The following is a 12,678-nucleotide window of genomic DNA, read 5'->3' as shown; positions in this document are numbered from 1 at the left end:
TACTGGGGATAGCACGATGACCTTTCACCAAGCCAAGGGGCTGCGTCCCATCCGGCGCTCTACCTTGAACCGTGTCAGCGCGCTGGGAGTCGCGCTGATGCTGGCCTGCGCTCCGGCGCTGGCCGCCGCACCGGCGGAGAAACCGGCCAGCACCGCGGTGGCCCCTTCGGCCCCGGCGACAACTGGCCTGTCGGTGTCCAAGATCGATTTCAAGCGCGGCGATGACGGCGTCGGCCGCCTGATCCTGCAGTTCGACGGCCAGGGCGCGATTCCCGACCTGCGCACGCAGGGCAGCAACGTCGTGGTCGACGTGGGCAACGCGCGCCTGCCGGCCAACCTGCAGAAGCCGATGAACGTGGTCGACTTTGCCACGCCCGTGCAGCGCATCGATGCCAAGCCATCGGGCGCCGGGACCCAGCTGGTGCTGAGCACGGCGGGTACGGTGGAGTCGCTGGCCTACCAGAGCGGCAACGAATACGTGGTCGAGATCAGTCCGCGACAGGCGCCCGCCGCCGTCGGTGCGGTCAACGCCGGTACGGTCACCCAGGCGGTGAAGGCCGTCGGCCAGCGTGGCTACTCGGGCAAGCCGGTCACCTTCAACTTCCAGGACGTGCCGGTGCGCACGGTGCTGCAGTTGATCGCCGAAGAATCCAACCTCAATGTCGTGGCGTCCGATTCGGTGCAGGGCAACGTGACCCTGCGCCTGGTCAACGTTCCGTGGGACCAGGCGCTGGACATCGTGCTGCGCGCGAAGGGCCTGGACAAGCGTCGCGATGGCAGCGTGATCTGGGTCGCGCCGCAGGCCGAGCTGGCCAAGTTCGAGCAGGAGAAGGAAGACGCCCGCATCGCCATCGAGAACCGCGAAGACCTGGTGACCGATTACGTGCAGATCAACTACCACAGCGCCACGCAGATCTTCAAAGCGCTGACCGAGGCCAAGGGCATCGGCGGCGGTGGCGGTGGTGGAAGTGGCGGTTCCTCGTCGCAGGAGGAAAGCGGGTTCCTGTCCACGCGCGGCCGCATCGTTGCCGACGAGCGCACCAACACGCTGATGATCAGCGACATCCCCAAGAAGATCGCACGCATGCGCGAACTGATCGGGGTGATCGATCGTCCGGTGGACCAGGTGCTGATCGAAAGCCGCATCGTGATCGCCACCGACACCTTTGCCCGCGAACTGGGTGCGAAGTTCGGCATCAGCGGCAGCCGCGACAATGTCTACTTCAGCGGCAGCCTCGACGCCAACGCCAAGACCCGCAAATCGCAGGTCGATACCGCGCTGGAAAATGCCAAGGCCGTGCGTGAGTGGCAGGCCGGTGGCAGTGTCGGTCCGGCACCGGTGCCGACCGGCTCGACCATCGAGCGTGGCCTGAACTGGAACCTGCCGGTGGCCCTGGCCAACAACCCGGGTTCGCTGGCGCTGTCGATCCTCAACGCGGGCTACCTGCTGGATGTCGAGTTGTCGGCCATGCAGGAGGAATCGCGTGGCGAAGTGATCTCCAATCCGCGCGTGGTCACCACCAACCAGCGCGAGGCGATGATCAAGCAGGGCAAGGAGATCGGCTACGTCACCATCAGCGGTACCGGTGCCGCCGGGGGCGCGGGTTCGACGCCGAACGTGCAGTTCAAGGAAGTCGTGCTGGAGCTGCGGGTGACCCCGACGATCACCAATGACAACCGCGTGTTCCTGAACATGCAGGTCAAGAAGGATGAAGTCGATCGCCTGATCGAACTGCAGGGCTACGGTACGGTGCCGTCGATCAACCGCCGCGAAGTCAATACCGCGGTGCTGGTCGAGGACGGCCAGACCGTGGTGATCGGCGGTGTGTACGAGTTCACCGATCGCAACAGCATCAGCAAGGTGCCGTTCCTGGGCGATGTGCCGTTCCTGGGCAATCTGTTCAAGAAGCGCGGTCGCAACAAGGACAAGGCCGAGCTGCTGGTGTTCGTGACGCCGAAGGTGCTGCGCGTGGCCAAGCAGAACTGATCCACCGCCTGCAGCAGGTGCGAAACGGGGCCGCCATGTGCGGCCCCGTCTGCGTTGCGGCCATGCAGCCACGCAGGGCGTGGACGCTGTTCAGCGTCTCTTGATGCCATCGCCGGGGCACCCTGCGATGATGTCGGGAACCCGTGCCGTCCTGTGCCGGTCAAAGGCCCTCATGAACCTGCCCCCGCCGATGCCCGAATCTGCAATGCCGGCTGCCACGCCGGCCACGTCCCACCTGCACGCGGCGTTCAACACGTTGCGCGAGGCGCTGTCGGCCGAGATCGTCGGCCAGGCCGCCCTGATCGAGCGCCTGCTGATCGCGCTGCTGGCCGATGGCCATCTGCTCGTGGAGGGTGCGCCCGGGTTGGCCAAGACCACCGCCATCCGCGCCCTGGCAGCGCGCCTGGAGGCCGATTTCGCGCGCGTGCAGTTCACCCCGGACCTGTTGCCTGCCGATCTGACCGGTACCGAGATCTGGCGCCCGCAGGAAGGCCGTTTCGAATTCGTGCCGGGCCCGATCTTCCATCCGATCCTGCTGGCCGATGAAATCAATCGTGCACCGGCCAAGGTGCAGTCGGCGCTGCTGGAAGCGATGGGCGAGCGCCAGGTCACCGTGGGTCGCCACACCTATGCGTTGCCCTCGTTGTTCCTGGTGATGGCCACGCAGAACCCGATCGAGCAGGAGGGCACGTTCCCGTTGCCCGAAGCGCAGCTGGACCGCTTCCTGATGCATGTGCGCATCGGTTATCCGGACCAGACGGCCGAGGCGGAAATCCTGCGGCTGGCGCGCGAACGTGCGCGCGGCGCGCTGGGTGAAGCCCCGGCGGCCCCGGAGAAAATGCCGATGCAGGATGTCTTCCAGGCGCGTCGCCAGGTACTGGACCTGCACATGGCACCGGCCCTGGAACGCTACCTGGTGGAGCTGGTGCTGGCCTCCCGCGATCCGGCCCGCTACGACCCCGCGCTGGGCCGTCGCATCGCGTGGGGCGCAAGCCCGCGCGGTTCGATCGCGCTGGAGCGTTGCGCGCGTGCGCGCGCATGGTTGGCCGGCCGTGACTTCGTCACCCCTGATGACGTGCGTGCGGTGGCTGCGGACGTGCTGCGCCACCGCGTGCTGCCGAGCTACGAGGCGACCGCCGAAGGCTGGGATGGCGAACGGCTGGTGCAGGAACTGCTGGCCCGGGTGCCGGCACCCTGAGCCTGCGCATGACCGATACATCCCAGGAGCATGGAGTGTCCGCCAGCGAAGGCGATGGACTGCGCCCGCAGCTGGCCGAGCTGGTGGCGCTGCGCCGTCTGGCCCAGCGTCCGCCGCCGCCCCGTCGCGGCCGCGCCGGCAATGCGGGGCAGGCACCGTCGCCGCTGCGCGGGCGCGGCATGGAGTACGCGGAATCGCGCGAGTACGTCGCCGGTGACGATGCCCGTCATATCGACTGGCGCGTGACCGCGCGCACCGGTCGTGCCCATACCAAGCTGTTCCAGGCCGAACGCGAACGGGTCAGTCTGATCGTGGCCGATACCTCACCCGCGCTGTACTTCGGCACCCGCGTGCGTTTCAAGTCGGTGCAGGCTGCGCGTGCCGGTGCAGTCGCCGCCTGGTCGGCGCAGCGCCGCGGCGACCGCATCGGTGCGCTGCGCGGCAGTGACCGCGAAGCGCCGGTAGCGCCAGCCGGCGGACCACGTGGCGTGCTGCGCGTGCTCGACGCGCTGACGCGCTGGTATGCGCAACCTCCGGCCGATGATCTGGGTCTGGAGCGCGCGCTGGACCACGCGGCGCGCGTTCTGCGTCCGGGTGCACGGCTGCTGGTGCTGGCCGACCCGCAGCAGGCCATCCGCATTGCGCCGGCGCGATGGGGAGCGCTGGCCCAGCATCACGACCTCAGCCTGGTGCTGCTGGTCGATCCGCTGGAGCTGCAGCCACCGTCGGCGCCCCTGCAGTTCCTTGCCGCCCAGCAGCGCATCGGACTGGACCTGCGCCGCGGCGACGTGCAGGCGCAGTGGCATGCGCATTTCGTTGAACCGCTGCAGGAACTGCAGCGCCAGCTGGGGGCACGCCGCATCGATGTGCAGGTACTGAGCAGTGATGCGGCCAGCGATGCCTGGCTGGCGCCGGCGCCTACCGAGGTACCCGCATGAGCGCAGCCCTGCCCCTGCGCGATGTGCAGCTGCCACCGGCACCGTCGTGGTGGCCACCGGCCCCCGGCTATCTGATGATCGGGGCGGTTCTGCTGCTGGCGCTGCTGATCCTCGCCCTGCTGTGGTGGCGTCGCCGTCGGCGTCAGCAGCGCTGGTTGCAGGCGTTTGATCGCGAGCTGGCGGGCGCGACCGATGCCGCCGCTGAGGTGGCGGCCATTGCGGGCCTGCTGCGCCGTGCCGCGCGTCAGGCACGGCCGGGCAGCGAAGCGTTGCATGACCACGCCTGGTGGCAGCGGGTGGATCCGCAGGCGACGTTGCCGGCGGCGCAGCGCGATCTGCTTGCCGAGGGCGCGTACCGGCCGCAGGTGGATGCGGCCGATGTCGCAGTGCTGCGCCGCTGGGCACGCGGACGTTACCTGGCGATGCTGCAGGAGCGGCGCCGATGAGTGCGCTGGCGAGTTACTGGCCCTGGCCGGACCTGCAGCTGGCCTGGCCATTGGCGCTGTTGGCGGTGCCGTTGCCGTTGCTGATGCTGGCCTGGAAGCGCCGTGCCGCCCCCGGCGCTGCGCTGCGCGTGCCCTATGCCGCGACCGAACTGGAGGCCCTGGCCGGAGCGGGTCGTATCGATGCGCGCAGGTGGCGTGCGCTGCTGCTGTGGCTGGGCTGGATCGCGCTGTGCGTGGCGCTGGCGCGGCCGCAGCAGTTGGGCGAGGCGATCACACCGCCGCAGCAGGGGCGCCAGATGATGCTGGCGATGGACGTGTCCGGCAGCATGGGCGAGGCCGACATGGTGCTCGGCGGCCAGGCCGTCGATCGGCTGACCGCCGCCAAGGCCGTGCTGGCCGACTTTCTTGACCGTCGTGCAGGCGATCGCATCGGCCTGCTGATCTTTGGTGATCGGGCCTATACGCTGACCCCGCTCACTGCCGACCTGGCCAGCGTCCGCGACCAGCTGCGCGACAGCGTGGTCGGCCTGGCCGGGCGCGAGACCGCCATCGGCGATGCCATCGGCCTTGCAGTCAAGCGCCTGCGCAGCCAGCCCGAGGGCCAGCGTGTGCTGATCCTGCTCACCGATGGCGTCAGCAATGCAGGCGTGCTGGAACCGCTGCGTGCGGCGGAGGTAGCGCGTGCCGAGGGCGTGCGCATCCACACCGTCGCCTTTGGCGGCGATGGCAGCATGCGCTTTCTCGGCATTCCGATTTCCGCCGACCAGGACCCGGTGGACGAGGCGACGCTCAGGCAGATCGCCCGGATGACCGGCGGCCAGTTCTTCCGCGCCCGCGACACTGCCGAGCTTGCAGGCATCTATGCCGAGCTGGACCGGCTGGAGCCCATCGCGGAGAAGGGGCCGGCCCTGCGCCCGCGCGATGAGCGTTATCCCTGGCCGCTGGGCGTGGCGCTGCTGCTCGGTGCGCTTGCGTGGGCATGGCCGGAGCGTCGTCGATGATCGCCCTGGCATCCCATCTGCCGGACTGGAACGCGCTGCATTTCCTGCGGCCTGACTGGCTGTGGGCGTTGGCCGCGCTGCCGTTGATCGTGGCCGTAGCGGTGTATCGACAGCGCCGCAGCGATGCATGGCGGCAGGCGGTCGATGCCCATCTGCTGCCCCATCTGCTGGCGTCGGGGCCGCGCCGTCGCATGCGCCTGCCGTGGGCGCAGCTGCTGGGCTGGACGCTGGCGTGCCTGGCCCTGGCCGGGCCCAGCTGGCGACAGCAGGCGCAGCCGATGTTCCAGGCCAGCGCACCGTTGCTGGTGGTGCTGGACCTGTCCAGCCGGATCACCGCCACCGACCTGCCGCCGTCGCGCCTGCTGCAGGCGCGGGCCAAGATCGGCACGTTGCTGCGCGCCCGCGAGGGCGGCCAGGTTGGGCTGATCGTCTATGCGGACGATGCCTATACCGTCGCTCCGTTGACCGAGGATGCCAGCAATGTCGCGCTCTATCTGGACGCGCTGTCGCCGGATGTCATGCCGCGCGATGGCCAGCGTGCCGATCGTGGCATCGATTGGGCGACACGGCTGATGCGGCAGACCGGCGCGCCCCAGGGGCAGATCCTGGTGGTCACCGACCAGGCTGACGATGAGGCCGAACTCGCTGCTTCGCAGGCCCGCAGCCTGGGGCTGCAGGTGTCGGTGCTGGGTCTGGGAACTCCGGGCGGTGCCGCGTACCGCGACAGCAGCGGCCAGATCCGCCAGGCCGCGCTGGACGAAGGCCGCCTGCGCGCCGTGGCGACGGCCGGCGGCGGCCGCTATGTGCGGATCGCCGCCGATGATCGCGACCTGCGCGCGCTGGGTGTGCTCGATGCCCGTGAAGGCACAGCGCTGCAGCGGCCGGGTACCGGTCACCAATGGCGCGACGAAGGCTTCTGGTTGCTGCCGCCGTTGATGCTGCTTGCGCTGCTGGCGTTCCGACGGCGTGCGCTGCTGGCTGCCGTGCTGGCGGTCGGCCTGTTGCCGTGGACGGACGGCGCGCAGGCGCAGGCACAGACGCGGCCGGTGCAGGGCACGCTGTGGAAGCGGGCGGACCAGGTGCAGCATCAGCGTCTGGCCGAAGGCGTACAGGCCTACCGCCAGGGTGACTTCGCACGTGCCCGGCAGCAGTTCGAAGGGCTCGACACCGCGGCCGGCTGGTACAACCTCGGCAATGTGCTGGCCCGCCAGGGCCAGTACGACGATGCCATAGCCGCCTACGATCGCGCACTGGCCCTGCAGCCGGGGATGGCCGACGCGGTGGCCAACCGGGCTGTTGTGGATGCTGCACGCAAGCGCAAGCCGCCGGGTGGCCAGCGGCAGAACCCGGGACAGCAGAATCCGCCCCGGAAGCCGTCCTCGACGCCGCAGGATCAGCAGGGCCAGCCACAGCAGGGCCAGCCGTCGGGGCAGGGACAGCCGCAGGCGCCCTCGCAGCGCCCCCCGCCCTCAGACGCCGGCGCCCAGCCGCAACCGCGGCTCGGTGAGCGTGGTAATCAGGGGCCGCCGTCACCGCCCCAGGCCGAGGACGCCCATGCGCAGGCCGAGGCCGACGCGCAGCAGCGACAGCGCATGCAGCAGGCCATCGAACAGGGGCGCGAGGGCCGGGAGAAGAATGATCCGACCGTGGCGGGCGATGACGGCCGCACGCCGCGCCAGCGTGAGGAACAACAGGCGGTGGACGCCTGGATGCGGCGCGTGCCGGATGATCCGGGCGCGTTGCTGCGTGCCAAGTTCCAGCTGGAAAACGAACGCAGGAAGAGGGAAGGGCGATGAACATGCACGGCCTACGCCGGTGTGCGGCAATGCTGCTGCTGTGGCTGCCATTGATGGCCTGGGCACAGCCGCGGGCATGGCTGGACCGCGATCGCATCGCGATGGGCGATACGGTCACCCTCAACGTGCAGAGTGATGCCGGTGCGCCCGACTTCGCGCCGCTGCGCGGTGACTTCGATCTCAGTGGGCAGACCAGCAGCCGCCAGGTGGAGTGGAGCAACGGCAGCATGCAGCAACGCAGTCTGTATGGCGTGGCACTGACACCGCGACGCAGTGGCGCGCTGACGATCCCGGCCCTGCAGGTGGGTACTGCGCAGACCGCACCGCTGACGTTGCAGGTGGACGCCGCCGCCCCGGTCACCGCTGCCAACGGTGCGGCCATGGCGTTCATACAGACCGATGTCGACGATGACACGCCCTACGTGCAGCAGAGCGTTGGCGTGGTCGTGCGCCTGTTCTTCGCCTCGCAGCTGGCCTCCGGCGAGCTCATCGTGGATACGCCCGCCGGTGCCTCGCTGCAGCGGGTGGGCGACGACCGCACCGACGTGAGGCAGGTCAATGGACGCCGCTACAACGTGGTCGAGCGCCGCTTCCTGCTGATTCCCGAGCGCAGCGGGACACTGCGCCTGGCCGGCGCGCGCTTCAACGGCCGCAGCGCAGGCGGCTTCTTCGATGACTTTTTCGGAGGGGGCGATGGCCGCATGAACGCCACCGGCGCCGACCGCACGCTGCAGGTGCAGGCACAGCCGGCGCAGGCGCCGCAGCCGTGGCTGCCGTTGCAGGGCCTGCAGTTGCGCTATACCAGCGCGCCGAGTACTGCACGTACCGGCGAGGCGGCCACCATCGTGGTCGAAGCGATCGCCGAAGGTGCCACCCGTGCCCAGTTCACCGACCTTCCGGTTCCGGACCTCGGCACGGCGGCGCAGGTGTTCGCCGAACCGGCGCAGTACGAAGAGACCTTCACTGGCAGCACCCCGCGGTTGAAGATCACCCGTCGTTACTCCGTCGTGCCCCGCCAGCCGGGTCCGCTGCAGGTGCCGGGGCCGAGGGTGTCATGGTGGAACGTGCGCGACGGCAGCGCGCAGCAGGCACGACTGCCGGACCTGGCGCTGACAGTCAGCGCCGGTACGGGCACTGCCGCGCCCGCCGCGCCGCCGCCGATCGACACCGATGCAGCGCTGCCCGACGACGACACGCGCATCGCGGCCACCGATCCGATCACCTCGGGGACACCGAGCCAGCCCTGGCCCTGGATTGCCGCGGTGATCGGCCTGGCGCTGCTGTGGCTGCTGACCCTGCTGTGGGGCTGGCAGCGCGGACGCGGTGGGCCGTCCATGCGCGGTGCCACTCGCCCGCCGGGGCCGTCGTCCGGGCCGGAAGCCAGCGAAGGACGCGGCAGCGTCGCCGAACTGCGCCGGGTGCTGGACGGCGAGGGCTTCGACCAGGTCGAAGCGCAGCTGTGCGCGATGGCAGCTGTACCGCGGTTGGAGCAGGTCATCGCCAGGCTGGGTGATCCGAACCAGCGCCAGGTGCTGCAGGAGCTCCAGCAGGTGCGATGGGGCGGGCAGGGAGAGCCGGCACCACTGCGTGTGCGGTTGCGCGAGGCCTTCCGTGACGGACCACACTGGTCGGGGACCGCCCGCGGCACCGACACTGGGCTGGCGCCGCTGTATCCGCAGCGCCGAACCTGAACCGGCGCCGCTTGCGCGCTTTGTTAGAGTGCATTCATTTTTCGAGGAAACCTGCGTATGACAGCAGCTGCCGCCGGCAAGAAGACGTTGCCCCTGCACTGGAAGATGGGCATCGGCTTCGCGATCGGCCTGATCCTGGGACTGACCGTGCACGCCCTGGGTGGCAGCGTCGATGGTCTGCAGACCGGTGCCAAGTGGGTCATGGACTACATCACCACGCCTGCATCGGGGCTGTTCCTCAATCTGATCTTCATGCTGATCGTGCCGTTGATCTTCTCGGCGCTGATCATGGGCGTGTCGGAGATGGGTGACATCCGCGCCCTCGGCCGCATCGGCTGGAAGACGCTGGCCTATACCGTGCTGCTGTCCGGCATCGCCGTGGCCATCGGCCTGGTGCTGGTCAACCTGCTCAAGCCCGGCGTCGGCGTCGATCCGCAGACCGCCGCGCTGATGCTCTCGGAGAACGCCGAGCGCAGCAAGGAGATCGTCGCCGGCATCCACGGCACGCCGAAGGGCATGGACATGCTGCTGTCGATCGTGCCGAGCAACGTGCTGCAGGCGGCCTCCGACAACGGCGCGATCCTCTCGCTGATGTTCTTCGCGCTGATGTTCGGCATCGGCATGGTGCTGACCGATGACGAGAAGGTCGCCCCGCTGCGCCGCGCCATCGAAGGCGTGTTCGAAATCTCGATGACCCTGATCAACCTGGTCATCCGCCTGGCACCGTATGCGGTGGCCTGCTTCATGTTCAACCTGGCCGCGCTGTTCGGTTTCGAGCTGATCATCCGCCTGGGCGCCTACGTGGGCGTGGTGGTGCTGGCACTGGGCCTGCACATGGTGGTGACCTACGGCGCCGCCGTGTGGCTGTCGGGCCGTTCGCCGCTGTCGTTCTTCCGCGATACCCAGGAAGCGACGGTGATGGCCTTCTCCACCGCCTCCAGCAACGCCACCCTGCCGACCGCGCTGCGCGTGGCCGACCAGATGGGCCTGCCGCAGCGCGTGTCCCGCTTCGTGCTGACCGTGGGCGCCACCGCCAACCAGAACGGCACGGCGCTGTTCGAGGGCGTGACGGTGATCTTCCTGGCCCAGTTCTTCGGCGTGGACCTGAGCATCGGCCAGCAGATCATGGTGATGGCGGTGTGCATCCTGGGGGGCATCGGTACCGCGGGCGTGCCGTCGGGTTCGCTGCCGGTGGTGGCGATGATCTGCGCCATGGTGGGGGTCAACCCGCTGGGGATCGGCCTGATCCTGGGCGTGAACCATTTCCTGGACATGTGCCGCACGGCGCTGAACGTGACCGGCGATCTGGCGCTGACCACCCTGGTGGCCAAGGGCGAGGGCCACGACGGCCCGGCGCTGGTTCCCGACCGCGACTGAGTCCTGGCGACCTGATCGGGGTCGGATTCCTTTCCGCACGGAAAGGGCTCCGACCCCTTTTCACATGCGGAATCCGGCGGAGATCACGACGTTGCCGGCCAGCGCCCGCACGACCTGGCAAGTGGAACTGACCCCCACCCGGTGACTATGGGACAATAGGCCGCCCGCACGTCCGCGGCCGCCTCCCGATTCCGACAGAACCATGACGCAGCCTACCCGTCGCCAGTTGGCCAACGCCATCCGCTTCCTTGCCGCCGATGCGGTTGAAACCGCAAAATCCGGCCACCCCGGCATGCCCATGGGCATGGCCGACATCGCCGAAGTGCTCTGGAACGACTACCTTCGCCACAACCCGAGCAATCCGCACTGGTTCAACCGCGACCGTTTCGTGCTGTCCAACGGCCACGGCTCGATGCTGCAGTACGCGCTGCTGCACCTGAGCGGTTACGACCTGCCGATCGAGCAGCTCAAGCTGTTCCGCCAGCTTGGCAGCCACACCGCCGGTCACCCGGAGCGCCATGAAACCCCCGGCGTGGAAACCACCACCGGCCCGCTGGGCCAGGGTTTCGCCAATGCCGTGGGCTTCGCCCTGGCCGAGAAGCTGCTGGCGCAGCGCTTCAACCGTCCGGAACTGGAGGTCGTCGACCATCGCACCTGGGTGTTCATGGGCGATGGCTGCCTGATGGAAGGCGTCTCGCATGAAGCCGCTTCGCTGGCCGGCACCTGGGGCCTGCACAAGCTGGTCTGCTTCTGGGACAACAACCACATCTCCATCGATGGCAACGTCGAAGGCTGGTTCACCGACAACACGCCGGAGCGTTTCGAGGCCTATGGCTGGAACGTGGTCCGCGATGTCGATGGTCACGACCCGGAGAGCATCAAGGCCGGCATCGAGGCCGCGCTGTCGCAGAGCGACAAGCCGACCCTGATCTGCTGCCGCACCACGATCGGCTTTGGTTCGCCGAACAAGGCCGGCAAGGAATCCAGCCACGGTGCCCCGCTGGGCAAGGACGAGCTGGAAGCCACCCGCAAGCAGCTGGGCTGGGAGTACGGCCCGTTTGAAATCCCGCAGGCCATCTACGATGGCTGGCGCGCCAACGGTGCCGGCACCCTGCGCCAGGCCGAATGGGAACAGCTGTTCGACAAGTATGCGGCCCAGTATCCGGCCGAAGCCGCTGAACTGACCCGTCGTTCGCACGGCGAACTGCCGGCCGACTTCGTTGCCCAGGCCGACGCGTACATCGCCAAGGTCGCGGCTGAAGGCCCGACGATCGCCTCGCGCAAGGCCTCGCAGCTGGCCATCGAGGCCTTCGCGCCGCTGCTGCCGGAAATCGTCGGCGGCTCGGCCGACCTGGCGCACTCCAACCTGACTCTGTGGAAGGGCAGCACCTCGGTTGCCAGCGACGACGCCAACGCCAACTACGTGTACTACGGCGTGCGCGAGTTCGGCATGACCGCGATCGCCAACGGCCTGGCGCTGCATGGCGGCTTCATTCCGTTCGATGCCACCTTCCTGGTGTTCAGCGATTACGCCCGCAACGGCGTTCGCATGAGCGCGCTGATCCCGGCCCATGCCATCCACGTCTACACCCACGATTCGATCGGCCTGGGCGAAGACGGTCCGACCCACCAGCCGGTGGAGCATCTGGCCTCGCTGCGCTACATCCCGAACAACGACGTGTGGCGCCCGTGCGATGCCGTCGAGTCGGCGGTGAGCTGGAAGGCGGCGATCACCCGCCAGGACGGCCCGAGCTGCCTGGTGTTCAGCCGTCAGAACCTGCCACACCAGCCACGGAGCGCCGAGCAGATCGCGCAGATCGAGCGTGGCGGCTACGTGCTGGCCGACGCCGCCGGTACCCCGGACGTGATCCTGATCGCCACCGGTTCGGAAGTCTCGCTGGCCACGGAAGCGAAAGCCCAGCTGGACGCGGCCGGCCTCAAGACCCGCGTGGTCTCGATGCCGTCCACCGATGTGTTCCTGCGCCAGGATGCGGCATATCGTGAATCGGTGCTGCCGAACGCCGTGCGCAAGCGCGTGGCGGTGGAAGCCGGCGTCACTGGTTTCTGGCGCCAGTTCGTCGGCCTGGACGGTGCGGTGATCGGTATCGACACCTTCGGTGCCTCGGCCCCGGCCGACCAGCTGTACAAGCACTTCGGCATCACCGCCGCGCACGTGGTGGACGCCGCCAAGGCGCTGTAAGCAGCATCGCGATGTGATGCAGGGAAGGCCGGCGCAAGCCGGCC

The 12,678-nt window shown here is 68.7% G+C and carries 9 protein-coding genes; all 9 read left to right on the top strand.

Annotated features, from left to right (window positions below; genetic code table 11):
* Positions 1 to 16 precede the first annotated feature (16 nt).
* The 9 genes from AC06FB_RS17250 to tkt all read left to right on the top strand — a co-directional run bounded on the left by AC06FB_RS17250 (position 17) and on the right by tkt (position 12,634).
* On the top strand, positions 17 to 1,987 hold the full coding sequence (locus tag AC06FB_RS17250; protein WP_065181674.1) for a type IV pilus secretin PilQ: 1,971 nt from the start codon (positions 17 to 19) through the stop codon (positions 1,985 to 1,987).
* Positions 1,988 to 2,159: 172 nt separating this feature from the next.
* Positions 2,160 to 3,185 carry an AAA family ATPase gene (locus tag AC06FB_RS17245; protein WP_478053932.1) on the top strand — a complete coding sequence of 342 codons (1,026 nt, stop codon included), beginning with the start codon at positions 2,160 to 2,162 and terminating at the stop codon, positions 3,183 to 3,185.
* 8 nt (positions 3,186 to 3,193) lie between these two features.
* Positions 3,194 to 4,123 (top strand): DUF58 domain-containing protein, encoded by a 930-nt coding sequence (locus tag AC06FB_RS17240; RefSeq protein ID WP_053518463.1) that lies wholly within the window; start codon positions 3,194 to 3,196, stop codon positions 4,121 to 4,123.
* Positions 4,120 to 4,569 carry a DUF4381 family protein gene (locus tag AC06FB_RS17235; protein ID WP_053518464.1) on the top strand — a complete coding sequence of 150 codons (450 nt, stop codon included), beginning with the start codon at positions 4,120 to 4,122 and terminating at the stop codon, positions 4,567 to 4,569. Before AC06FB_RS17240 ends, AC06FB_RS17235 begins: the two co-directional genes overlap by 4 nt.
* On the top strand, positions 4,566 to 5,570 hold the full coding sequence (locus AC06FB_RS17230) for a vWA domain-containing protein (protein ID WP_053518465.1): 1,005 nt from the start codon (positions 4,566 to 4,568) through the stop codon (positions 5,568 to 5,570). Before AC06FB_RS17235 ends, AC06FB_RS17230 begins: the two co-directional genes overlap by 4 nt.
* Positions 5,567 to 7,366, top strand: coding sequence for a tetratricopeptide repeat protein (locus tag AC06FB_RS17225; protein ID WP_197600558.1), 1,800 nt, complete (start codon positions 5,567 to 5,569; stop codon positions 7,364 to 7,366). The genes AC06FB_RS17230 and AC06FB_RS17225 overlap by 4 nt, the downstream gene beginning before the upstream one ends.
* Positions 7,363 to 9,057, top strand: coding sequence for a BatD family protein (locus AC06FB_RS17220; RefSeq protein WP_478053931.1), 1,695 nt, complete (start codon positions 7,363 to 7,365; stop codon positions 9,055 to 9,057). The genes AC06FB_RS17225 and AC06FB_RS17220 overlap by 4 nt, the downstream gene beginning before the upstream one ends.
* 57 nt (positions 9,058 to 9,114) lie before the next feature.
* Complete coding sequence (locus tag AC06FB_RS17215; protein ID WP_053518469.1) at positions 9,115 to 10,434, top strand: dicarboxylate/amino acid:cation symporter; 1,320 nt, start codon at positions 9,115 to 9,117, stop codon at positions 10,432 to 10,434.
* A gap of 202 nt (positions 10,435 to 10,636) precedes the next feature.
* A complete protein-coding gene (gene tkt, locus AC06FB_RS17210; protein ID WP_053518470.1) occupies positions 10,637 to 12,634 on the top strand; it encodes a transketolase in 1,998 nt (665 codons plus the stop codon).
* The last annotated feature ends 44 nt before the right edge of the window (positions 12,635 to 12,678 follow it).

This window comes from Stenotrophomonas sp. Steno-C15 (assembly GCF_056393265.1).
Note: the sequence above shows the minus strand (reverse complement) of the source record. Positions and strands in the feature narration are given on the sequence as shown.

Excerpts from the sequence above, each read along its gene's own strand:
- AC06FB_RS17220 (WP_478053931.1), top strand. The coding sequence starts at position 7,363 with ATGAACATGCACGGCCTACGCCGGTGTGCGGCAATGCTGCTGCTGTGG.
- AC06FB_RS17250 (WP_065181674.1), top strand. The coding sequence starts at position 17 with ATGACCTTTCACCAAGCCAAGGGGCTGCGTCCCATCCGGCGCTCTACC.
- tkt (WP_053518470.1), top strand. The coding sequence starts at position 10,637 with ATGACGCAGCCTACCCGTCGCCAGTTGGCCAACGCCATCCGCTTCCTT.
- AC06FB_RS17240 (WP_053518463.1), top strand. The coding sequence starts at position 3,194 with ATGACCGATACATCCCAGGAGCATGGAGTGTCCGCCAGCGAAGGCGAT.
- AC06FB_RS17230 (WP_053518465.1), top strand. The coding sequence starts at position 4,566 with ATGAGTGCGCTGGCGAGTTACTGGCCCTGGCCGGACCTGCAGCTGGCC.
- AC06FB_RS17225 (WP_197600558.1), top strand. The coding sequence starts at position 5,567 with ATGATCGCCCTGGCATCCCATCTGCCGGACTGGAACGCGCTGCATTTC.
- AC06FB_RS17245 (WP_478053932.1), top strand. The coding sequence starts at position 2,160 with ATGAACCTGCCCCCGCCGATGCCCGAATCTGCAATGCCGGCTGCCACG.
- AC06FB_RS17215 (WP_053518469.1), top strand. The coding sequence starts at position 9,115 with ATGACAGCAGCTGCCGCCGGCAAGAAGACGTTGCCCCTGCACTGGAAG.
- AC06FB_RS17235 (WP_053518464.1), top strand. The coding sequence starts at position 4,120 with ATGAGCGCAGCCCTGCCCCTGCGCGATGTGCAGCTGCCACCGGCACCG.